The sequence below is a fragment of the Pseudomonas sp. B21-032 genome (assembly GCF_024748965.1).
GTDB lineage: Bacteria > Pseudomonadota > Gammaproteobacteria > Pseudomonadales > Pseudomonadaceae > Aquipseudomonas.
Genome location: NZ_CP087180.1, coordinates 3560110 through 3581777, shown reverse-complemented (window position 1 = coordinate 3581777; position 21668 = coordinate 3560110). Strand labels below are relative to the sequence as shown.

Here is a 21668-nt window from a genome sequence, read left to right as displayed (position 1 = left end):
TCCTGTGCACCAGGCTTACATCATTGGAAATACTCTCAGGGTAGCTTCAATGGCTCGTATTCCAAGGGCGTTTCGTTGCCCTTGCGGTCGATCCGGTAGTGCTTGCCGTCGCGTTGTACGATGGCCTGGCCGTCGCGAAAAAAACCGGGTCTGTCATAGATATAGGGCAGCACCACCTTGCCCTTAAGGTCGATAAAGCCCCATTTGCCTTCTTTTGCCGCGCTCAGCAGATTGTCGTTGATCAGCCGTCCGCCCCAGGTATTGTAGGCGAAGCCGTCGTATTCGAAAGGCAGCACCACTTTGCCGGATGTGTTCATCAGGCCGCTTTTTTTGCTGGCGCTGTCGTTCAGCAGCACATAGCCCTTCTCGGTAATGGGTCGCGAGCTGAAGCGCAGGGGGATCACCTGCTCGCCCTTGCGGTTGATCATGCCGAACAGGTTGCCTTTGGCGACTACCGCCAGGCCATCCTTGGCGTCGTCGAAACCCTCTACCCAGTCATACTCGAACGGCACCACGGTGCGGCCCCGGGTATCGATGTAGCCACACTCGGAATACGTCAGGCAGACGCCTGCCAGGCCATCGCTGAACGGCCCGGGGCGCTTGTAGAGGGTCGGGATGAGCAACTGCCCCTTGCGGTCCATGTAGCCCCATTTGTTGTTGATGCGAACGGCTGCCATGCCTTCGTGGTAAACCGGTTGCAGCTCGATGGACGGCGCAACGATGACCTTGCCGCTGGGGTCTTTAAGGCCATACAGGTCATTTTCCTTGAAACTGACCGGGTCGGCGGGGGTGGCGCTGCAGGCCGCCAGGGCAGCGCCCAGGCACAGTAACGGGAGGGAGCGAAAGAGGGCCTTCAATTCAGTGCATTCCTTGGCAAGGCGAGGTAAGGGCAAGGCGCGCACCTTAGCCGATCGCGCCGCACTTGCCCAGCCATTCAACCGCGGGCGAAAGCCTCAAGGCCGGCGCCTTCGAGGCGGTAGCGCACCCATTCATCCTGGGGCAGGGCGCCCAGGGATTTATAGAACTGGATGGCCGGCTCGTTCCAGTCGAGCACGCTCCACTCCAGGCGCCCGCAGCCGTTGGCCAGGGCTTCGACGGCGATATGACGCAGCAACTGCTTGCCGGCACCGCCACCGCGTTGCTCGGGGGTGATGTACAGGTCTTCGAGGTAAATGCCGTTGCGCCCCAGCCAGGTCGAGTAGCTGTAGAAGTACACCGCATAGCCAATGGCCTGGCCGTCGCGCTCGCAAATCAGGCTCAGGGCCTTGGCGCCGTCGTCGAACAAGGTGCGTTCGATGTCGGCCCGGGAGGCGATTACTTCGTGGACGGCGCGCTCGTAGTCGGCAAGCTCGGTGATGAAGGCGAGGATCTGGGCGGCGTCTTCGCGCCGCGCGGGGCGGATGGTCAGGCTCATGGCAGGCTTCCGGCGGGTGAGGTAATCGCCCATGTTAGCCGGAACCGGCCTTGAGCGTCATCGCTTCGCTGCGCAGCCATTTGAGCACCAAGGCAAAGGCCAGGCTGGCCAGCGCAGTCATGCCGGCCAGGGGCCCGGCGCTGCCATCGGAGAGCTGGCCGATGACCAGGCTGCAGAGCGCAGTGAAGGCCATCTGGATGAAAAAGAACAACCCCGAGGCGCTGCCGGCGATGGCCGCATAAGGCTGCAGCACCGCCCACTGGCAGGCCGGAATGGCCAGGCCCACCGAGAGCATGATCAGCAGCATCGGCAGGACGATCGCCAGCAGCGCGTCGGGCCACAGCCGGGTGGCGAGCATCAGCAGCAGCGCGCCAGCCAGGTTGAGCACCAGGGCCTGGCCGAGCAAGGCATCGGCGCTGTAGCGGCCACTGCGCCGGCGAAACAGCTGCGAGCCTACCAGGTAGCCACCGACGGTGACGGCGAACACCGCGGCGTACTGCGCTGAACTCAGTCCCAGGCGGCGTTGCAGCAGGGTCGAGGACTCGGCGATGAACGGGAAGTAGGTGCAGTAAACGCAGGCAATCGCCAGTGAATAGCGCATGAAGTAGCCGTCACCGAGCAGGCGCAGGTAGACCTTCAGCACCGGTTGCTGACGCAGCCCGTCCACTTGCGGCGGGCGGGTTTCCGGCAGGCGCAGGGCGATCAGCAGCAGGCTCAGGGCAGCGCTCAAGGTCAGCAGCAGGAAGATCCAGCGCCAGCCCAGGCCGGTTTCGATCAGGCTGCCCAGCACGGGCGCAATCATCGGCGACAGCGCCATACCCATCGACAGGTAGCCGAGCAACTGGCCCTGCTGCTGGCGGTCGAAGTGATCACGCACCATCACCCGGCCAATCACCGCCCCGCAGCAACCGCCCAGGGCCTGGAACAGGCGCGCGGCAATCAGCACCTCGACACTGTTGGCCAGGCTGCAGGCAAGGCTTGCCAGCAGGTAGATCGTGCCGCCGAGCAGCAACAGCGGGCGACGGCCAAAGCGGTCGCACAGCGGGCCGCTGATCAGCATGCTCAGGGCGTAGCCGAGCATGTACAGGGTCAGGGTCAGGTGCAACTGAGCGTCGCTGGCGTGCAGGGCAATGGCGATGTCGGGCAGGGCGGGCAGGTAGATGTCCAGGGCCACCCGCGGCAGGCAGACAATCATCAGCAGCAATAGAAGCCAGGTTCGCGGGCCGGGCGAGAAGGGGGTGGGCATTGAACGGTTCCTTGTGATCGATGCGCAGACCTTAGCGGCCAATGTGGTTTAATCGGCAGCGCCATTAAGAACAAACCTGATTGGACCACTATGCGCACAGGCAAAGCCGCCATCGCCCTCGATCTCCCGCTGCCCACGGCATTGGCCCAGGGCAAGCAGCAAGGCGCCTATGCCGCCCTGCGCGATGCGATCCTCGACAAGCGCCTGGCGGCCGGCAGCCGCTTGCCCTCGACGCGCACCCTGGCCGAGCGTTGGCAGCTGTCGCGGGGCACCCTGGAGCTGGTGTTCGAGCGTCTGCGCGATGAGGGCTATGTCAACCGGGTGGCCGGCTCCGGTACCCGGGTGTGTGCAGTGGTGCCTGACGCCTTTATCGCTGCTGGCAGTGAGCCGGCAGCGGCGCCGGCGTGCCAGCCGCTCAGCGCACCGAGCACGGCCAGCGGCGCCGGTGTGCAGGTGGGTGTGCCGTTTGTCGCGCGCCTGGCCGACCCGGCGCTGTTCCCGCTCAAGGCCTGGTCCCAGGCGCTGGCCAAGGCCCTGGCGACAGCGCCGGCAGCCTTGCTCAGCTCGCCGGATGCGGCCGGGCTGCCGGCCCTGCGCGAGCAGATCGCCGACTACCTGCGCCGCTATCGCGGCATCCGCTGCACTGCCCAGGACCTGATCGTCACCAGCGGCATCCGCCAGTGCATCGACCTGTTGGCGCGCAGTGTGATCCGCCCGGGCGACAAGGCCTGTGTCGAAGACCCCGGCTACCGCACCGCCAGGTCGCTGTTTGCGCGGGCCGGGGCGCAGGTGGTGGCGGTGCCGGTAACCGCCGAGGGCATCGACGCGCAAGCGCTTGAGCGTCACCTGGATGCCCGCCTGGCCTGCGTGACCCCGGCGCACCAGTCGCCGTTGGGCGTGACCCTGTCGGTGTCGCGGCGGCTGATGCTGCTGGACTGGGCCAAGCGTGCCGAGGCGTGGATCGTCGAAGACGACTACGACAGTGAATTCAACTACAACAACGCACCGCTGCCGGCGCTCAAGGCGCTGGATCACGGCGACCGGGTGATCTACTGCGGCAGTTTCAACAAGACCCTGTTCGCCGGTCTGCGCGTGGGTTTCATGCTGGTGCCGGCGAGCCTGCGCGCACCGTTGCTGGCGACCCTGCAGGGCACCGGCGGCGCGGTCGGGGTTACCGAGCAACTGGGCCTGGCCGAGTACCTGGCCAATGGCAGCTTCGTACGCTACCTGAGGCAGGCGCGCCAGGCCTATCAGCAGCGCCGCGACCTGCTGCTCGCCTGCCTGGCCGAGCATGCGCCGGGCCGTTATGAGGTCAGCGGCCAGCAAGCCGGTTTGCACTTTGTCCTGTGGTTGCCGGCAGGGGCGGATGAGCAGGATTTTTGCCAGCGCGCCGCCGACCAGGGCCTGCAACTGCAACCGATCGGCAGCTTCTGCGAGCAGGTGCAACTGCGGCCTGCGGTGATGATCGGCTTCACCGCCCTGAGCGATGCGCAGCTGCGTTTTGCCGGGCGCAAACTGGCGGCGCTGCTGTACGAGGTTTCTTAATCGGCGGGTAACCGGCATGCTAGGACACGCTCGATTTCCCAAGGCCACTAAAGGAACCTGCGATGACCTGGTCCGCCGCGCAGTACAGCACCTTCGAGAACGAACGCACGCGCCCGGTGCGCGACCTGGTAGCGGCGCTGCCCAACCACACAGTCGCCAGCGCCGTGGACCTTGGCTGCGGCCCGGGCAACTCCACGCAAGTGCTCGCCAGCCGCTATCCCGAGGCGCAGGTGACCGGCCTGGACAGCAGCGAAGACATGATCGCCGCCGCCCGCCAGCGTTTGCCGCAGCTGGCCTTCGAAGTGGCTGATATCGCTAGCTGGAGCGTCGATGAGGGTGTCGATGTGATCCTCGCCAACGCCTCGCTGCAATGGCTGCCCGACCACGCGCTGTTGTACCCGCAGCTGGTACGTCAATTGACGGCCGGTGGCAGCCTGGCGATCCAGACCCCGGACAACCTCGACGAACCGGCCCACCGCCAGCTTCGCGAGATCGCCAAACTGGGCAGCTGGGCCAGCAAGGTCGGTGACCTGAAACTGCCGCCACGGCACACCGCTGCCTATTACTACGATGTGCTCAGCCCCCATTGCCGGCGCGTGGACGTCTGGCGCACCACTTATTACCACCCGCTCGCAGGCGGCGCGCCGGCGGTAGTGGAGTGGTTCAAGGGCTCGGCATTGCGGCCGTATCTGGCGGCGCTGGATGCCCAGGAGCAGGCAGACTTTCTGCAGTACTACCTGCAGGCGATGGAGCAGGCCTATCCGCCTGCCGCCGATGGCACGGTGTTGCTGCCGTTCCCGCGCCTGTTCATCGTCGCCACGCGTTAGGCAATGCGCTGCTGACGTCGCGCCTGCCACTGGCGCATTACGTGCAGGTAGACCAGGCCGTTGACCAGCACCACCACCGAGCCGAGCACCAGCTGGATGCCAGGCGTCAGCCCCGCCGGGTAGATGATCGGCCAAATGTAGTGCTCGATGAAGCCGCCTTCATAACCGGCCAGGCCCGAGGCCTGGCGCAGGCGGTTTTCCCACTCGGTGAGCGGGCAGGTGAGGTGAAAGAACTCCACGGCCATGCCCCAGCTCATCGCCGGCAGATGCCACCACATCGCACCGCGCCATTTGAGCACCAGCAAACCGCCAAACAGCACGAAGACAATGAACAACAAGTGAAACAGCACCAGACCATCGGCGCCCAGGCGGTAAAGCATGACGATTCCTTCCTCGCGGGGATATTCCTGTAACCGTCATGATATAGGCATTCGCGGGATGGCACGATTGCCATGATCAGTCTGGCCGAGGCATGCTTGAGCCTTTCTGCCCGCGGAGCCCGCCATGGAAGCCTCGACCCTGCTACTCTACGTTATCGCCGCCAGCGCGGTGATGATCACCCCCGGCCCGGCGATGCTCCTGGCCCTGAACAATGGCGCTTCCCACGGCATGCGCGTGGCCGGTTTCGGCATGGCCGGGGCGATGCTCTCCGACCTGGTGTTGATTGCGGCGGTGGGCTGTGGCCTGGGGGCCTTGCTGCAGGCTTCGGAGCAGCTGTTCAGCGTGGTCAAGTGGGTGGGCGCGGTGTACCTGCTGTACCTGGCCTGGGTGCTTTGGCGGGCGCCGAGCGGGGCCTTGCAACGTAGCACGGTGAGCGCTGGCGCCACGGGGCGTTCGGCCTTCTTGCGGGCCTTGTTCGTCGGCTTGTCCAACCCCAAGGGCTTGCTGTTCTTCTCGGCGTTCCTGCCGCAGTTCATTCGCCCCGAGCAACCGGTGGCCGAGCAGTACCTGGTGCTGGCGATCATCAGCGCGGCGATCGACGGGCTGATGATGGCCGTCTACGCCTATGGCGGGCGGCACGCCATGCGGCGCTTTTCGGCGCGCACCATGCAGTGGATCAACCGCAGTTGCGCCGGCATGCTGGCGGCGCTGGCAGTGGGCTTGAGCCTGTACCGGCGCAGTGATCTACGCTGAAACCGCGGTACCCCACTTGAGCCGAATCTACAGGAACCACCATGAATGGACTCACGGTAGTGAGCGCTCAGGCGTTGTGGCGCGAGCTGCTCAGTGGCGCAGGTATTGAACTGAACCTGAAGCGGCGTCCGGGGCGTGATGTACAGTTTGACCATCAGGTACAGCAGGCGCTGCTGGCGTCGGTACCTTCACTGGTTGCTCACCCATCGGTGGAGGCCCTGTTGAAGGCAGATGCGCGCAGTGGTTTGGCTCAGGTCAGCGTCGAGACCTTGCTGGTGGCGGTACTGACCTCCCAGCGCGATTTCGGTGTGATGATGAAGGATATCCTGCAGACCTTGGCCCTGGCTGAGGCGCAGGGGCAGCAGCCGCTGAGCGTGTCTTTTCGCTTCAAGAATGTGAGCAATCCTATCAAGTCGACGCTGGAGGCATTTCGTCAGAGTGTTGAGCGGCTGGAAAGGGTATTGGTTTCTCGGTATGAGTTAGCTTCGGCCGTTCAGCTCTGGGAATTAAGGAATAGCTTGAAATCGTTTGTGTCGGGGGTCGGCAGCACGAAATGCGAGGGGTTTCCCCAGGTGCTGCCTATGCCGGCTACTCAGCATGCCGAATTTGATCATGTAGTGCTGCGTCTTGCGCAATTGCTGAATGATCTTAGAAGCTGGTGTGGGAGCATGGCTTCAAGCAGGGATGGTCTAATGGCCTCTCGGTTGCCCAGCTTGTCAGAAGTGGATCGTGCACGGATCTCGGCAACCCACGATCAGGTAGATGCCGGAATCGAGTTCTACCTCAGGTCGATTGTCGAGGGAGTCCGCCAGGGCAGGCTCGCCCCCCAGGATATTGTGGCGAGCGTCACACCAACACTCGACGCACTGACAACACGCGAGCAATGGGTCGATCGCACCCGCAAGGAGTTGCTTGACCTGCTCAACCTGCCTTTATGGCGCAAGCGCCACGAGCTCTATTCCGTATGGGTTGGCAGCGTTATGCTGCAAACTGCAGCGCGGCGTACCGAAAGCCTGCAATTCCATCCCGATGCAAATGGGGTCTTGTCTTTCGCGTTTGGGGGTAGCCGGCTGGCGTCTTACCAGTGGCAGGGTGAGCAGTATGATGTCTGGGCAGAGTTGCGCTCCGACCTGGTAGGGACCAGTAAAAAACGCAAAGTCGGTATTCAACCGGACTTTCGCATCCTGCGCGTCGATTCTGCCGGCGACCGTAACAGCAACACCCGTTTTGTCCTTGAGTGCAAACATTACCTGAACGCCAGCCGCGGCAACTTTACCGTTGCCGCCGATGACTATGCGCGCAGTTGTCCGCAGGCGGATGTGTTCGTGGTCAACCATGGTCCCGCAGATCACACTGCTCTTGTGGCTGCCAATGACGCTCTGGCGGTCAGCCGCATTCGTTATATCGGCGAAGCGACTGCAGAAATGGAGCGTCTACAGCCGAAGCTGGCCACCCAGATCGAAAACGCACTATTCGTTGAAACGCTTGACGTTGCTGCACAAACACTAACAAAAGACACTGGCCCTGAACTTACAAACGGCCGGGCAGGAAAAGTATGCCTGAGCTGGAGCGCCGCACTCGGAGATCTGGATGTCGCCCTGAACATGCCGCATGCGTCGCTCAATGAACAGCCAAGCGTGAGTTACGCAAACAGGGGCGATCTGGAAAGGTCGCCTTACGCCCGTCTTGTCCAGGATGTAATGACGGGCCCGGGAATGGAGGTCATCGATATCTCTTATTGGTACTACAGGCGCTACGATATCGTGGTAACCAACTATTCCAAGGTTGGCGAGCTCACCGCCGAACATGTCTGCTGCACAGTCACACTGGGCACGAATGTACACACGTTTTATCCCAAGCCTGTTCAGCTCGAAGCCAACCGATGGCAGGTTGGCCGAATTGAGCTGATCAACGGCAAGCCTACGCTGTTTGAGTTCGAGCCCGAGTAGCCTTGTGAGCAAGGCGACCTTGGCGCTTTGCAACGCCAAGGTCGTAACCTCATGCCTCAGGACGCTTCGCGGTAGGGGTTGCGCGGGTCATGCAGCCAGTCAAGAAACGGCTTGCCGGTGTCCTGCGGGACCATCTCGATGCAGTCCTGTACCGGGCAGGTGATTTGGCACAGGTTGCAGCCCACGCATTCGGCGTCGATCACCTCGTAGCGGTGGCTGCCGTCGGTCTGCTTGAGGTTGGCGATGGCCTGGTGCGAGGTGTCTTCGCAGGCGATGTGGCAGCGCCCGCAACCGATGCATGCCGCCTGGTCGATCCTGGCCACCACCTGGTAGTTGATGTCCAGGTACTTCCAGTCGGTGGTGTGGCCCACGGCGCGGCCCTGGAACTCCTTGAGGCTGCGGTAGCCCTGGCTGTCCATCCAGCGCGAGAGGCCGTCCTTCATCTCGTCGACGATGCGAAAGCCATGCAGCATCGCCGCCGTGCACACCTGCACCGCGCCGCAGCCGAGGGCGACGAACTCGGCGGCGTCACGCCAGCTGCCGATGCCGCCAATACCGCAGATCGGCAGGCCGTGGGTGGCCGGGTCGCGGGCGATTTCGGCAACCATGTTCAGGGCGATCGGCTTGACCGCCGAGCCGCAATAGCCGCCATGGGTGCTCATGTCGCCGACAATGGGGTGGGCAACCATGCGTTCGAGGTCGACGCTGGTGATCGAGTTGATGGTGTTGATCAGCGACACCGCGTCGGCGCCACCACGATGGGCGGCGCGGGCCGACTGGCGGATGTCGGTGATGTTCGGTGTCAGCTTGACGATCACCGGCAGCGAGCAGTACGTCTTGCACCAGCGGGTGACCTGTTCGACGTACTCCGGCACCTGGCCGACCGCCGCGCCCATGCCGCGTTCGGGCATGCCGTGGGGGCAGCCGAAGTTGAGCTCGATGCCGTCGGCGCCAGTGGCTTCGACCAGCGGCAAAATGGCTTTCCAGGATTCTTCGACGCAGGGCACCATCAGCGAGACGATCAGTGCGCGGTCTGGCCAGTCCTTCTTCACCTGGGTGATTTCGCGCAGGTTGATTTCCAGCGAACGGTCGGTGATCAGCTCGATGTTGTTGATGCCCATGACCTCGCGGTTGGCCCCGTAATGCGCCGAGTAACGCGACGAGACGTTGACTGCGGCGGGGTCTTCGCCCAGGGTTTTCCAGACCACGCCACCCCAGCCGGCCTGGTAGGCACGGACCACGTTGTAAGCCTTGTCGGTGGGCGGTGCGGAGGCCAGCCAGAACGGGTTGGGCGCCTTGATGCCAGCGAATTCGATCGACAGGTCAGCCATTATGCAGCCTCCACATTGAGCATCAGGTGCGCATGCATGGCCTCGGCGGCCAGCTTGCCGTGCTGCACGGCCTGGACGGTAAGGTCCTGGCCGAGCTGGGTGCAGTCGCCGCCGGCGTATACGCCGGGCAGGCTGGTGCGCAGCTGCTCGTCGACGCGAATGCGCTCGCCCTCGCGGGCCAGCTGCTGGCCGCTGCTGTCGCTCAGGGCACCACCATCGAAGGCTTGGCCGATGGCTTTGAAGATCGCGTCGGCAGCCAGTTCGAAGGTCTCGCCGGTTGGCTGCAGGCGGTCATCGCTCAAGTGCGTGCGGGCAAAGCGCATGCCGCGCACCCGGCCCTGATCGTCGAGCAGCACTTGTTCGGGCTGGGCCCAGGTCAGCAGGCGTACCTGGTTGTCCTTGGCGATGTGTTGCTCGTGCGCGGTGGCGCCCATGTCCTCGACGCCACGGCGATACACCAGGTTGACGTCGCGGGCACCGAGGCGGGCCATTTGCACGGCCATGTCGATGGCGGTATTGCCGGCGCCGAGGACGATGCAACGGTCGGCCACCGGCAGGGAGGTGAGGTCATCGGCCTGGCGCAGTTCGCGGATGAACTCGGTGGCGGCGAGCATGCCCGGTGCTGCCTCGTTGGCCAGGCCCAGCTGGCGCACGGCATTCAGGCCCAGGCCGAGGAACACCGCGTCGAACTGCTGTTGCAGCTCGGCTAGGCTGAGGTTGTCGCCCAGTACCTGGCCGTGGCGGATTTCGATGCCGCCGATCTGCAGGACAAAGTCCAGCTCGCGCTGGGCGAAATCGTCGACCAGCTTGTATTTGGCGATCCCGTATTCATTGAGGCCACCGGCTTTTTCCCGGGCTTCGAAAATCACCACGTCATGGCCGTGCCAGGCCAGGCGGTGGGCGCACGACAGCCCGGCCGGGCCGGCGCCGACCACGGCAATGCGCTTGCCGGTGCTGGCGGCGCGCTGGAACGGGTGCTGGGCAAACTCGGCGTGGTCTACCGCATAGCGCTGCAACAGGCCGATCAGCACCGGCGCGCACTCCTGGTGGTTGTTGCGCACGCAGGCCTGCTGGCAGAGGATCTCGGTGGGGCACACCCGCGCGCAACTGCCGCCGAGGATGTTGGCCGAGAGAATCTTCTGCGCCGCGCCCTGGACGTTCTCCTGGTGGATGTTGCGGATGAACGAAGGGATGTCGATCTCGCTGGGGCAGGCGTTGACGCAAGGCGCGTCGTAGCAATACAGGCAGCGTGAGGCTTCCAGCGCGGCCTGACGGGCGTTCAACGCTGGCGCCAGGTCGCTGAAGTGTTCGGCGAGGGTGGCGTTGTTCTCGGACGGTCGGGGGAGGTGGTTGAGGGAATCGATCACGGTGGGTTCCTCATTTTTTTATTTTTTGGGGAAGGCTTTGCCTTCCATCGCGGGTCAAGTCGAGTCGTCGCACCGCCGCTCCCACATGTGGGAGCGGGCTTGACCCGCGATGCTCTTCAGCGCTTAACGGCGACCGGCCGGGAATGCTCGGCCCGCTTGCTGAGCAGGTCGAACACCGCCGGGTACGCCGGCCGTTCGATGTAGCGCCCGGCGCCGCGCTCGGCGCGCAGGTCGCCGTTGGCCCAGACCAGCTTGCCCTGGCTGAGGGTGTGGCTGGGGATGCCGCGCACGGTCTTGCCTTCGAAGATGTTGAAGTCCACCTGCTGATGGTGCGTGGCCGCCGAGATGGTCCGTGTGCCTTGCGGGTCCCAGAGCACCAGATCGGCGTCGGCACCGACGCGCAGGGCGCCCTTGCGCGGGAACAGGTTGAAGATCTTCGCGGTGTTGGTCGAAGTCAGGGCGACAAAGTCCTGCATCGACAACTTGCCGCTGTTGACCCCTTCGTCCCACAGCACTGCCATGCGGTCCTCAATGCCGGCAGTACCGTTGGGGATGCGGCTGAAGTCGTCGCGCCCGGCGGCTTTCTGTTCGGCGCAAAAGCAGCAATGGTCGGTGGCGGTGGTGTGCAGGTTGCCCGATTGCAGGCCGTGCCACAGCGCCTCCTGGTGGCCGTCCTGGCGCGGGCGGAACGGCGGGCTCATGACGTAACCGGCGGCGGTTTGCCAGTCGGGGTGGCGGTAGACGCTGTCATCCAGCAGCAGGTGCCCGGCCAGCACTTCGCCGTAGACCTGCAGGCCCTTGTTGCGCGCGTAGGTGATTTCATCCAGGGCTTCGCGGGTCGAAACATGCACCAGGTACAGCGGCGTGCCGAGGGTTTCAGCGATGCGAATGGCGCGGCTGGCGGCTTCGCCTTCGACCTGCGAGGGCCTTGATAGCGGGTGCGCTTCCGGCCCGGTAATGCCCTGGGCCATCAGCTTGCGTTGCAGGTGATAGACCAATTCGCCGTTCTCGGCATGCACGGTCGGCACCGCGCCGAGCTCCAGGCAGCGCTCGAAGCTGGCGACCAGGGTGTCGTCGGCGGCCATGATCGCGTTCTTGTAGGCCATGAAGTGCTTGAAGCTGTTGACCCCGTGCAGGCGCACCAGTTCGCCCATCTCCTCGCGCACCTGCTCGCTCCACCAGGTCACGGCGACGTGAAAGCCGTAGTCGCTGGCCGACTTCTCGGCCCAGCCACGCCACTGGTGGAAGGCTTCGAGCAAGGACTGCTGCGGGTTGGGAATCACGAAGTCGATGATCGAGGTGGTGCCGCCGGCCAGGCCCGCGGCAGTGCCGCTGTAGAAGTCTTCGCTGGCCACGGTGCCCATGAAGGGCAATTGCATGTGGGTGTGCGGGTCGATGCCGCCGGGCATCAGGTACTGGCCGCTGCCGTCGAGCACTTCACAGCCGGCCGGCACTTCAAGGTCAGGGCCGATGGCCTTGATCACGCCGTCGGCACACAAGACATCGGCGCGGTAGCTTTCTTCATGGGTAATCAGGGTGGCGCCACGAATCATAAGCGTCATCAGATGCTCCTCGCAGGCTTGACCGGTTGTTACCGGTTCTAGGTTTTGTACTTTTTTCAGCGTAGGCGAAAACCTGTCATCGCTGTCAGGAAATGAATCTAGTCGGCGATTTCAGATAGGGCAAATATTTAATTTATATGCATATAACAAGGTTAACTTACTGATTTGTAAGAGTTATATGATTTGAGAAGTGCTGAGGGAAAACGACCAGTGGTCCTGTCGTTCTTGACAGGTTGTAGAAATGGTCAAGATTTCTCATGGGCAACCGTGATTGCCCACATGCCCGTGCAATGCAACCAACTCCCAAAAACACAACAACAGTGGAGCGGCCATGCAGCAGACCAGATCGCAGGTGAGCGAACGCGACGGCTTGTTCGAACTCGACGCCGGCAGCGACGTCCTCGACAGCCCCAGGTATAACCACGACATCGCCCCGACCAAGGTGCACGAGCGCACCTGGAACAAATGGCACATCACCGCGCTGTGGGTCGGCATGTCGATCTGCGTGCCGACCTATACCCTGGGCGGCGTGCTCACCGCCTATTTTGGCCTGACCGTGGGCGAGGCGCTGCTGGCGATTTTGCTGGCCAACACCGTGGTATTGATCCCGCTGACCTTGAACGCTTTTCCCGGTACCAAGTACGGCATTCCCTTTCCGGTGCTGCTGCGTTCGTCCTTCGGCATCATCGGCTCCAACGTACCGTGCCTGATCCGCGCCCTGGTGGCTTGCGGCTGGTTCGGCATCCAGACGATGTTCGGCGGCCTGGCCATTCACCTGTTTCTCGGCTCGCTGTCGGCGGACTGGAAAGCCCTCGGCGGCACCGGCGAGGTGATCGGCTTCATGCTGTTCTGGTGCCTGAACCTGTGGGTGGTGCTGCGCGGCGCCGAGTCGATCAAATGGCTGGAAACCCTGTCGGCGCCGCTGCTGGTGCTGGTGGGAGCGGGGCTGCTGGTGTGGGCCTTGCCCAACGTCTCGATCAGCGAGTTGATGGCCCAGCCGCCCAAGCGCCCCGAGGGTGCCAGTGTCTATGGCTACTTCTTTGCCGGGCTCACTGCGATGGTCGGGTTCTGGGCCACCCTGTCGCTGAACATCCCCGATTTCAGCCGCTACGCGAAAAGCCAGAAGGACCAGATCCTCGGGCAGATCTTCGGCCTGCCACTGACCATGTTCCTGTTCGCCGCCCTCGGCGTGGTGCTGACCGCAGCCTCTGCCTCGCTGGTGGGCGAAACCGTGTCCGACCCGGTCAGCCTCATTGGCCATATCCAGAGCCCGATGTGGGTGGCGCTGGCCATGGCCCTGATCATCATCGCCACGCTGTCGACCAACACCGCAGCCAATATCGTCTCGCCGACCAATGACTTCCAGAACCTGGCGCCCAAATGGATCGGCCGCACCACCGCCGTGCTGCTCACCGGCCTGGTGGGCTTGCTGCTGATGGGCCATGAGCTGCTGAAAAAGCTCGGCTGGATCGTCAGCGACGTCAGCCTGGAGAGCGTCTATTCCAACTGGCTGCTGGGCTATTCGAGCCTGCTCGGGCCGATTGCCGGGATCATGGTGGTCGACTACTTCATCACCCGCAAACAGACCCTGGACCTCGCCGGCCTGTACCGCGACGACGTCTACCCGGCCTGGAACGCCGCTGGCTTCATTGCCTTCGGCGTGCCGGTGGCGCTGACCCTACTGTCGCTGCACAGCAGCGCCTTCAGCTGGTTCTACGACTTTGGCTGGTTCACCGGCTCTGCCCTGGGCGGGCTGATCTACTACGCCCTCGGTAGCTTCAGGGCCGCCCGCACGGCCAACCTCAAACCCACCGTGTAAGCCCATGGCCCGCAGAGGCCAGGCACGTGATGCAGGAGACGCACATGCAAACCGCTCAGGATGTTCTGCAATCGACCCAACGGCATATCAACGGCGAACGCCTGTGGCAGTCGCTGATGGAGCTGGCCCGGCTTGGCGCCACGGTCAAGGGTGGCGTTTGCCGGCTGGCTTTGACCGACCTCGATCGCCAGGCCCGCGACCTGTTCGTCAAATGGACCGAAGAGGCCGGCTGCACCGTCAGCATTGATGGCGTCGGCAACATCTTCGCCCGCCGCCCGGGGCGCAACCCGCAATTGCCGCCGGTGATGACCGGCAGCCATATCGATACCCAGCCCACCGGTGGCAAGTTCGATGGCTGCTTTGGCGTGCTGGCCGGGCTGGAAGTGCTGCGCACCCTCAACGACCTCAAGGTCGAAACCGAAGCGCCGCTGGAAGTGGTGGTGTGGACCAACGAAGAGGGCTCGCGCTTTGCCCCGTGCATGATGGGTTCGGGGGTGTTTGCCGAAAAATTCACCCTGGCCCAGACCCTGGCCAAGACCGACGCCGACGGCATCAGCGTCGGCGAGGCGCTTAACGCCATTGGTTATGCCGGGCCGCGGGCGGTCAGTGGTCATCCGGTGGGCGCCTATTTCGAAGCGCATATCGAGCAGGGGCCGATTCTTGAAGACCAGCACAAGACCATCGGCGTGGTGCTTGGCGCGCTCGGGCAGAAGTGGTTCGACCTGACCCTGCGCGGCGTCGAGGCCCACGCCGGGCCAACGCCGATGCACCTGCGCAAGGACGCCCTGGTCGGCGCCAGCGCCGTGGTGGCGGCGGTCAACCGCGTGGCCCTCGAGCACCAGCCCCATGCCTGCGGTACGGTCGGTTGCCTGCAGGCCTATCCGGGCTCGCGCAACGTGATACCTGGCGAGGTGCGCATGACCCTGGATTTCCGTCACCTGGAGCCGGCGCGGCTGGATTCGATGATTGCCCAGGTCAAGGATGTGATCAGCAGCACCTGCCAGCAGCACGGGTTGACCTACAGCCTGACGCCGACCGCAGACTTCCCGCCGCTGTACTTCGACGAGGGCTGCGTGCAGGCGGTGCGCAGCGCAGCCCAGGGCCTGGGCTTGTCGCACATGGATATCGTCAGTGGCGCCGGGCATGACGCGATCTTCGTCGCCGAACTGGGCCCGGCGGGGATGATCTTCGTCCCCTGCGAAGGCGGCATCAGCCACAACGAAATCGAGAATGCCGCGCCGCAAGACCTGGCCGATGGCTGCGCGGTGCTGTTGCGCTCGATGCTGGCCGCGGCCCAGGCGGTGGCGCGGGGCAGGGAAGCGGCTTAGGCCCTGATCGCGGGGCAAGCCCGCTCCTACTGTAGGAGCGGGCTTGCCCCGCGATGGGACTAAAGGCTGTCCTGCACCATCTGCAAAAACGTCGCCACCAGCCGCCGTGAGCTCTGCTCGCGCAAGCACACCAGGGTCTCGGTCAAACGCCGCTGGCAATCGACAATCGGCAACGCACACACCCGCGCATCGGCGCCGAACTCGGCGGCCGACACCACGCCCACGCCAATCCCCACCACCACCGCCTCGCGCGCAGCTTCCCGGCCTTCGACCTGGATCGCCGCGCGGATGCGCAGGCCGGCGCGGGCCATTTCTTCTTCCAGGGTCTGGCGGGTGACCGAACCCGGTTCACGCAGCACGATTGGCGTGTCGTCAAGGTCGGCCAGGCTGATCGAACCACGGCTGGCCCAGGGGTGGTTGTGCGAGACGAAGGCCACCATCGGGTCGCTGCGCAGCGGCACGCACAGCAGCCGGTCATCATCAACGTCGCGGCCGAGCAGGGCCAGGTCGGCCTGGTAGTTGAACAGCCGCAGCAGCGACTCGTCGGTATTGCCGGTCTCGACCTTGACGCTGATCCCCGGGTACTGCTGGCAGAAGCGCGCAATCTGCGGCAGCACGTGCACCGGCGCATCCACCGCCAGCACCAGGGTGCCGGTCTGCAAGGCGCGCGAATCCTGCAGCAGCTCATGGGCTTCGGCCTCGCAGACGAACAAGCGCTGGGTGATCGCCAGTAAACGCTCGCCCAGATCGGTCAGTTGCACCGAACGCTTGTTGCGGTGAAACAGCAAAACCCCGAAACGTTCTTCGAGTTTACGCACCTGGTCGGAGATCGCCGGCTGGGTCAGGAACAACCGTTCGGCGGCGCGGGTGAAGCTGCCGTGCAGGGCAACTGCGTGAAAAGCCTTTAACTGAGCGTGGGACACCGACATCGCAGCACCTGTTACAAGCTGAGCTTATTTGTGAAATACGATAAATCGATTTTATTTATCAGTCAGTAATTGTTTCTATCTGAGCAGGTGACGGGTTCGACCGGCCGTCACGCAGTGCGCAACACAACAACAAGACAGGCGTTTTTTTCAAATTCTGCCGGCACACTCAGCTCTCGAGGTCAGATCCCACCATGAACAAACACGTTGCAGATATCAAACGTTGGCGCGTGCAGATTTTTGCCATCACCTGGCTGGCCTACGCCGCGTTCTACTTCACCCGCAAAGCCTTTTCGGTGGCCAAGCTCGGCATCGCCGAAGACCCAAGCTTCACCCTCGACAAAATGGCCATGGCCAACCTCGACGCCATCTACCTGACCGCCTACGCATTCGGGCAATTTACCTGGGGCATGCTCGCCGACCGCTTCGGCCCGCGGGTGGTGGTGCTCGGCGGCCTGGTGATTTCTGCCGCCGCTGCCGTGGTGATGGGCAGTTACGCGACCTTCCCGATCTTTGCTACCTGCATGCTGGTCCAGGGCCTGGCGCAATCGACCGGCTGGGCCGGGCTGTGCAAGAACATCGGCAGCTTCTTCCCGTCCTCCCAGCGCGGGCGGGTACTGGGGCTGTGGAGTTCATGCTATGCCTTTGGCGGCCTGGTGGCCTCGCCGTTTGCTGGCTGGTGGGCCTACACCCTGATCGGCAGTTGGCATGCGGCGTTCATCTCCAGCGCGGCGGTGGTGGCGCTGGTAGCGGTGCTGTTCTTCATCTTCCAGCGCAACAAGCCTGAAGACGTCGGTTTGCCGGCGGTGGAGCCCGAGCCCGAAAGCATGCTGCCGGGCTCGACGATTTGCAGCATCTGGGCGCCGTTGCGCGAGATCCTGCGCAACCGCACGGTGCTGACCCTGGGGCTGGCGTACTTTCTGTTAAAACCGGCGCGCTACGCGATTCTGCTCTGGGGCCCGGTGATCGTCTTCGAACAGATGCCGTCGGTGGGCAAGGTTGGCGCGGCAATCATCCCCACCGCCTTCGAGCTGGCCGGCTTGCTCGGCCCGATCATGATCGGCCTGGCCTCGGACAAACTCTTCGGCGCCCGGCGCATGCCGGCCTGCGTGATCAGCCTGGTGGTGCTGACCGTGGTGCTCGGGCTGTTCATGGCCGCCCTGCATACCGGCAGCGTATTGCTGGTGGTGGCTTTGCTGTTTGTCATGGGCCTGACCCTGTACGGGCCAGACTCGATGATCAGCGGCGCGGCAGCCATCGACTTCGGCACCGCCAAGGCCGGCGCCACTGCCGCAGGCTTCGTCAACGGCTGCGGTTCGGTCGGGGCGATTCTCGGCGGCCTGCTGCCGGGCTATTTCGACAGCGTCACGGTGTTCATTGTCTTTGCCGGTTGTGCGCTGTTTTCCGCCCTGGTGCTGCTGCCGCACTGGAACAGCCGCCCGGCCAGCCCCGAACACACCCCGGCCGTTGCTCCCAACACGGCCATGGCGATCAAACCGCTGCGTACTTGAACTTATAAGGAAGCCGACATGAGACCGTTCTGGCTGCAACAGGCGCTGGACCAGGAAGTTGCACCCGCGTGCCCGCCGCTGGCGGCTGATACCGACTGCCAGGTGTGCATCGTCGGTGGCGGCTACACCGGCCTGTGGACGGCGCTCATGCTCAAGGAGCACAACCCGGCGCTGGATGTGGTGCTGATCGAGGCCGACATCTGTGGCGCCGGCGCCAGTGGGCGCAACGGCGGCTGCGCGCTGTCGTGGTCGGCCAAGTACTTCACCCTCGAACGGCTGTTCGGGGCGCAGGAGGCGGTGCGCCTGGTCAAGGCTTCGGAGCAGAGCATCTACGCCATCGGCGAGTTCTGCCAGGCCCACGGTATCAACGCCGACTACCGCCTGGACGGCACCTTGTACACGGCCACCAACCGCGCCCAGGTCGGCGCCACCGATGGCGTGATTGCAGCGCTTGAGCGCCAGGGCATCAACTCGTTCCAGCGCCTGCCGGTTGCGCAGGTGCAGCGCCTGGCGGGCTCGGCCAAGCACCTGGAAGGCTGGTTCTCGCCAGCGGCCGCCACGGTACAGCCGGGCAAACTGGTGCGCGGCCTGCGCCGGATCGCTTTGCAAAAGGGCGTGCGCATTTATGAGGGCACGGCCATGAGCGGTTTGCAGCAAGGGCCGCAGGCGCTGGTCGAAACCGCCCGTGGCAATATCCGCGCCGGTCGCGTGGTGCTGGCCCTCAACGCCTGGATGGCGCGGGCCTTCCCGCAGTTCGAGCGCAGCGTGGCGATCGTCTCCAGCGACATGATCATCACCGAGCCGCAACCGCAGTTGCTCGAACAGATCGGCCTGACCAGCGGCATCAGCGTGCTCGATTCGCGGATCTTCGTGCATTACTACCACAACACCAGCGATGGCCGGCTGATGCTCGGCAAGGGCGGCAATACCTTCGCCTATGGCGGGCGGATGCTGCCGGTGTTCGACCAGCCGTCGCCCTATGAGCCGTTGCTGCGCCGCAGCCTTGGCGAGTTCTTCCCGGCCCTGGCCCAGGTGCCGATTGCCGCGACCTGGAACGGGCCGTCGGACCGTTCGGTGACCGGCTTGCCGTTTTTTGGCCGGCTCAATGGCCAGGGCAACGTGTTTTACGGCTTTGGCTACTCGGGCAGCGGCGTCGGCCCCTGCCACATGGGCGGGCAGATCCTTTCGTCGCTGGCCCTGGGCCTGGACAACCCATGGACCCGCTCGCCGCTGGTCAACGGCCCGCTGGGCTACTTCCCGCCGGAGCCGATCCGCTACCTGGGCTCGCTGATGGTGCGCAATGCCATCCGTCGCAAGGAGCAGGCCGAAGACAACGGCCGCCGCCCGCGCCACCTTGACGTGCGCCTGGCGCGTTTTGCCGCTGCTGCGGGCAAGGCCGACAAGGGCTGAAGGGTTTTTTTGTCGATGGCCTGCGGAGCGTATAAACTGCTTGCCACTTTGGCCGGTCGCTACCTGAACCGGCACCTGAAACAAGAGAGTCGAGATGGGCGCACAGTGGAAAGCCAAGCATAGAGAAGTCGCAGCCAACGCCAAAGGCAAGATCATGGGCAAGCTGTCCAAAGAGATCCAGATCGCTGCCAAGTCCGGCGCCGACCCGGACATGAACCCGCGCCTGCGCCTGGCCATCGAGCAAGCCAAAAAGGCTTCGATGACCCGCGAGACCCTTGAACGTGCCATCCGTAAGGGTGCCGGCCTGGACGGCGACGCGGTGCAGTACACCGCCGTCACCTACGAAGGTTTTGCCCCGCACCAGGTGCCGCTGATCGTCGAGTGCCTGACCGACAACGTCAACCGCACCGTGGCGCAAATCCGCGTACTGTTCCGCAAGGGCCAGCTGGGCGCTTCCGGTTCGGTGGCCTGGGATTTCAACCATGTCGGCCTGATCGAAGCCACGCCGGCCAGCCCTGACGCTGACCCGGAAATGGCCGCCATCGAAGCCGGCGCCCAGGATTTTGCCGAAGGCGAAGAAGAGGGCGCGACCCTGTTCATCACCGACACCACCGACCTCGACGCCGTGCAGAAAGCCCTGCCGGGTCAAGGCTTCACCGTGGTCTCGGCAAAAATCGGCTACACCCCGAAAAACCCGGTCAGCACCCTGAGCGATGAGCAGATGGCAGAGGTTGAAGCCTTCCTGGAAGCCATCGACGATAACGATGACGTGCAGAACGTCTATGTAGGTCTGGCGGGTTGATGTAAACCTTCCGCTCCCACAGGTACATTGTGGGAGCGGCGGTGCGACGCCTCGACTTGACCCGCGATTCAGACGCCGCGAAGCCGCTGACAAACCTCGGCAAACCCCGGACGCAGCATCACCTCATCCCGTACACACTCGCGCTGCACCCCCCGCAACACCTCGCAATCGCCCTCGCAACACGCCAGCAATTCCCCCAGCAACACCCCAAACGCCAGCACCTCGATCCGCTGCAGCGCTTCAGTCGCCACGCTGCCATCCAGCGGATGGAACGACGCCGCGCCAAAGTCCCCCAGCAAGCAGTCGCCATGCTCGTCACACAGCACGTTGTGCGCATACAGGTCGCCATGGGTGATGCCGTGCCCGTGCAAATGCGCGCCTACCGCTGCAATGGCAGCGGCCAGGCGCCGCACGCTGGCAAGGCGCAAACGCCGCTCGCGCGGATAACAGTCGCGGGTGCATGAATCCAGGCTCGGCGGCCCGGCCAGGTTGAACCAGCTCGGCTCGATCAACTGCATCACCAGCGCCGGCAGTTGCTGCGGGTGGTTGTCGATGCGCCCGGCCAGGCGCACCAGTTGCGGGTGATCGCCGGCGGCAATGCAGGCACTCATTTCGTTGAGCGGCAAGCCGTCGCTGGTGATCTCGCCCTTGTACAGCTTGACCGCCACCGGCGCGCTCTGCTGCTGCCAGCGCGCCTGGTGAATGACCCCGGATGCGCCCTGGCCCAGTACCTGTTCAAGGTCGATCTGCTGCCAGTCAATCACCTGGCAATGGCCAGGATCTTGCGGCGTGCAGTAGCCCGCCGTCATGGGGTTGCCGGCGTAGGCCAGCCAGGCCAGGCGCGGCATCTGCAGCAACCAGTCGGGCAGGGCCGGCAGCCGGTTGGCCGACAGGCGCAGCAGTTCAAGCCTGGTGCAGCGCGCAAGGCTTGCCGGCAGTTCGCGCAGGCGGTTGCCGGCAAGCATCAGCTTTTGCAGGTGCGGGCAATCGCCCAGGGCTTCGGGCAGGGTTTCGATGCGGTTGTCGGTCAGCACCAGGGCCCGCAGCCGTGGTGGCAGCGCCGCGCCGCTGACCTGCTCGATCTGGTTGCTCTTGAAACCGACCATTTCCAGCATCGGGCACTGGCCGATGCCTTCGGGCAGGTGGCGAAAGCGGTTCTGCGAGCAGAACAGCACCTTGAGCTGGTGCAGCCGGCCCAGGTCTCCGGGCAAGTCGCTCAAGTTGTTACCGGTCAGGTTGAGTACCTGCAGGCTGTCGGCCAGGTCGAAAATTTCCCGGGGGAAGTGTTCCAGCCCGCAGGCCAGGTCGAGGCGGGTAATGCCCGCCAGACGGCCGGCTTTGAGGTCTTCAAGGGTATGCATGGGGTTGGCGGCAGGCTCGTAAATAAACGCCGGTCATCATACCGGCAAGATGCGACTTAAGTCCCATGGCAGACTGACAACTGCGGTCCATACTCGAAGCTCGCCCTTTATTAATAACAACAAGTTCAGGGTTCTA

General features: G+C 64.0%; 18 protein-coding genes. 9 read left to right on the top strand and 9 right to left on the bottom strand.

The genetic code is table 11. From position 1 onward, the window contains the following. Nucleotides 1–35 precede the first annotated feature (35 nt). The 3 genes from LOY54_RS16325 to LOY54_RS16315 form a co-directional block, all read right to left on the bottom strand. Nucleotides 36–857: a WG repeat-containing protein gene (locus tag LOY54_RS16325; RefSeq protein WP_176794246.1), complete on the bottom strand. Its 822-nt coding sequence runs from the start codon at nt 855–857 to the stop codon at nt 36–38. Nucleotides 858–934: 77 nt separating this feature from the next. Beyond that, the gene (locus tag LOY54_RS16320) at nt 935–1414 is read right to left on the bottom strand and encodes a GNAT family N-acetyltransferase (protein WP_045195638.1); all 480 of its coding nucleotides are present in this window, start codon (nt 1412–1414) and stop codon (nt 935–937) included. Between the two features lie 34 nt (nt 1415–1448). Beyond that, nucleotides 1449–2660: a multidrug effflux MFS transporter gene (locus tag LOY54_RS16315; RefSeq protein WP_258607183.1), complete on the bottom strand. Its 1212-nt coding sequence runs from the start codon at nt 2658–2660 to the stop codon at nt 1449–1451. Between the two features lie 90 nt (nt 2661–2750). Here LOY54_RS16315 and LOY54_RS16310 point away from each other — a divergent pair, with 90 nt between their 5' ends. After that, nucleotides 2751–4205, top strand: a complete 1455-nt coding sequence (locus tag LOY54_RS16310) for a PLP-dependent aminotransferase family protein (protein ID WP_258607182.1) — start codon at nt 2751–2753, stop codon at nt 4203–4205. Between the two features lie 62 nt (nt 4206–4267). Further along, entirely contained in the window at nt 4268–5032 is a 765-nt protein-coding gene (gene tam / locus LOY54_RS16305) for a trans-aconitate 2-methyltransferase (RefSeq protein ID WP_258607180.1), read from the top strand. Here the strand turns inward: tam and LOY54_RS16300 are convergent. Further along, nucleotides 5029–5412 carry a DUF2784 domain-containing protein gene (locus LOY54_RS16300; protein WP_045194073.1) on the bottom strand — a complete coding sequence of 128 codons (384 nt, stop codon included), beginning with the start codon at nt 5410–5412 and terminating at the stop codon, nt 5029–5031. The two genes, tam and LOY54_RS16300, sit on opposite strands and share 4 nt — an antisense overlap. 124 nt (nt 5413–5536) lie before the next feature. Between LOY54_RS16300 and LOY54_RS16295 the strand changes: the two genes are divergently transcribed. After that, nucleotides 5537–6166: a LysE family translocator gene (locus tag LOY54_RS16295; RefSeq protein WP_258607179.1), complete on the top strand. Its 630-nt coding sequence runs from the start codon at nt 5537–5539 to the stop codon at nt 6164–6166. Between the two features lie 41 nt (nt 6167–6207). Beyond that, nucleotides 6208–8115 carry a hypothetical protein gene (locus LOY54_RS16290; protein ID WP_258607178.1) on the top strand — a complete coding sequence of 636 codons (1908 nt, stop codon included), beginning with the start codon at nt 6208–6210 and terminating at the stop codon, nt 8113–8115. Between the two features lie 56 nt (nt 8116–8171). Here LOY54_RS16290 and preA read toward each other — a convergent pair whose 3' ends face one another. From preA to hydA, 3 genes are all read right to left on the bottom strand, one after another. After that, complete coding sequence (preA, locus tag LOY54_RS16285; protein ID WP_093387493.1) at nt 8172–9449, bottom strand: NAD-dependent dihydropyrimidine dehydrogenase subunit PreA; 1278 nt, start codon at nt 9447–9449, stop codon at nt 8172–8174. Then, nucleotides 9446–10813: an NAD(P)-dependent oxidoreductase gene (locus LOY54_RS16280; RefSeq protein ID WP_258607177.1), complete on the bottom strand. Its 1368-nt coding sequence runs from the start codon at nt 10811–10813 to the stop codon at nt 9446–9448. The genes preA and LOY54_RS16280 overlap by 4 nt, the downstream gene beginning before the upstream one ends. Before the next feature lie 116 nt (nt 10814–10929). Next, a complete protein-coding gene (hydA, locus tag LOY54_RS16275; protein ID WP_258607176.1) occupies nt 10930–12375 on the bottom strand; it encodes a dihydropyrimidinase in 1446 nt (481 codons plus the stop codon). Between the two features lie 331 nt (nt 12376–12706). Between hydA and LOY54_RS16270 the strand changes: the two genes are divergently transcribed. Both LOY54_RS16270 and LOY54_RS16265 read left to right on the top strand, forming a co-directional pair. Beyond that, nucleotides 12707–14194 (top strand): NCS1 family nucleobase:cation symporter-1, encoded by a 1488-nt coding sequence (locus tag LOY54_RS16270; protein ID WP_195884425.1) that lies wholly within the window; start codon nt 12707–12709, stop codon nt 14192–14194. A 44-nt stretch (nt 14195–14238) separates the two neighbouring features. Further along, on the top strand, nt 14239–15522 hold the full coding sequence (locus LOY54_RS16265; protein ID WP_258607174.1) for a Zn-dependent hydrolase: 1284 nt from the start codon (nt 14239–14241) through the stop codon (nt 15520–15522). Nucleotides 15523–15581: 59 nt separating this feature from the next. Here LOY54_RS16265 and LOY54_RS16260 read toward each other — a convergent pair whose 3' ends face one another. Then, nucleotides 15582–16451, bottom strand: a complete 870-nt coding sequence (locus tag LOY54_RS16260; RefSeq protein ID WP_045194066.1) for a LysR family transcriptional regulator — start codon at nt 16449–16451, stop codon at nt 15582–15584. 191 nt (nt 16452–16642) lie between these two features. On the opposite strand from LOY54_RS16260, the gene LOY54_RS16255 reads away from it, so the two are divergent. From LOY54_RS16255 to LOY54_RS16245, 3 genes are all read left to right on the top strand, one after another. Beyond that, complete coding sequence (locus LOY54_RS16255; RefSeq protein ID WP_045194065.1) at nt 16643–17959, top strand: MFS transporter; 1317 nt, start codon at nt 16643–16645, stop codon at nt 17957–17959. An 18-nt stretch (nt 17960–17977) separates the two neighbouring features. Next, nucleotides 17978–19369: an FAD-dependent oxidoreductase gene (locus tag LOY54_RS16250; protein ID WP_258607172.1), complete on the top strand. Its 1392-nt coding sequence runs from the start codon at nt 17978–17980 to the stop codon at nt 19367–19369. A 94-nt stretch (nt 19370–19463) separates the two neighbouring features. Then, the gene (locus LOY54_RS16245; RefSeq protein WP_045194063.1) at nt 19464–20171 is read left to right on the top strand and encodes a YebC/PmpR family DNA-binding transcriptional regulator; all 708 of its coding nucleotides are present in this window, start codon (nt 19464–19466) and stop codon (nt 20169–20171) included. A gap of 68 nt (nt 20172–20239) precedes the next feature. On the opposite strand, the gene LOY54_RS16240 is transcribed toward LOY54_RS16245, so the two are convergent. Next, the gene (locus tag LOY54_RS16240; protein WP_258607170.1) at nt 20240–21532 is read right to left on the bottom strand and encodes a leucine-rich repeat-containing protein kinase family protein; all 1293 of its coding nucleotides are present in this window, start codon (nt 21530–21532) and stop codon (nt 20240–20242) included. Nucleotides 21533–21668 lie beyond the last annotated feature (136 nt).

Bases quoted from the DNA above. Each gene is read 5' to 3' on its own strand.
- LOY54_RS16295 (WP_258607179.1), top strand. From the start codon at position 5,537: ATGGAAGCCTCGACCCTGCTACTCTACGTTATCGCCGCCAGCGCGGTG.
- LOY54_RS16260 (WP_045194066.1), bottom strand. From the start codon at position 16,451: ATGTCGGTGTCCCACGCTCAGTTAAAGGCTTTTCACGCAGTTGCCCTG.
- tam (WP_258607180.1), top strand. From the start codon at position 4,268: ATGACCTGGTCCGCCGCGCAGTACAGCACCTTCGAGAACGAACGCACG.
- LOY54_RS16265 (WP_258607174.1), top strand. From the start codon at position 14,239: ATGCAAACCGCTCAGGATGTTCTGCAATCGACCCAACGGCATATCAAC.
- LOY54_RS16240 (WP_258607170.1), bottom strand. From the start codon at position 21,532: ATGCATACCCTTGAAGACCTCAAAGCCGGCCGTCTGGCGGGCATTACC.
- hydA (WP_258607176.1), bottom strand. From the start codon at position 12,375: ATGACGCTTATGATTCGTGGCGCCACCCTGATTACCCATGAAGAAAGC.
- LOY54_RS16300 (WP_045194073.1), bottom strand. From the start codon at position 5,412: ATGCTTTACCGCCTGGGCGCCGATGGTCTGGTGCTGTTTCACTTGTTG.
- LOY54_RS16250 (WP_258607172.1), top strand. From the start codon at position 17,978: ATGAGACCGTTCTGGCTGCAACAGGCGCTGGACCAGGAAGTTGCACCC.
- LOY54_RS16310 (WP_258607182.1), top strand. From the start codon at position 2,751: ATGCGCACAGGCAAAGCCGCCATCGCCCTCGATCTCCCGCTGCCCACG.
- LOY54_RS16245 (WP_045194063.1), top strand. From the start codon at position 19,464: ATGGGCGCACAGTGGAAAGCCAAGCATAGAGAAGTCGCAGCCAACGCC.
- LOY54_RS16290 (WP_258607178.1), top strand. From the start codon at position 6,208: ATGAATGGACTCACGGTAGTGAGCGCTCAGGCGTTGTGGCGCGAGCTG.
- LOY54_RS16315 (WP_258607183.1), bottom strand. From the start codon at position 2,660: ATGCCCACCCCCTTCTCGCCCGGCCCGCGAACCTGGCTTCTATTGCTG.
- LOY54_RS16255 (WP_045194065.1), top strand. From the start codon at position 16,643: ATGAACAAACACGTTGCAGATATCAAACGTTGGCGCGTGCAGATTTTT.
- LOY54_RS16270 (WP_195884425.1), top strand. From the start codon at position 12,707: ATGCAGCAGACCAGATCGCAGGTGAGCGAACGCGACGGCTTGTTCGAA.
- LOY54_RS16320 (WP_045195638.1), bottom strand. From the start codon at position 1,414: ATGAGCCTGACCATCCGCCCCGCGCGGCGCGAAGACGCCGCCCAGATC.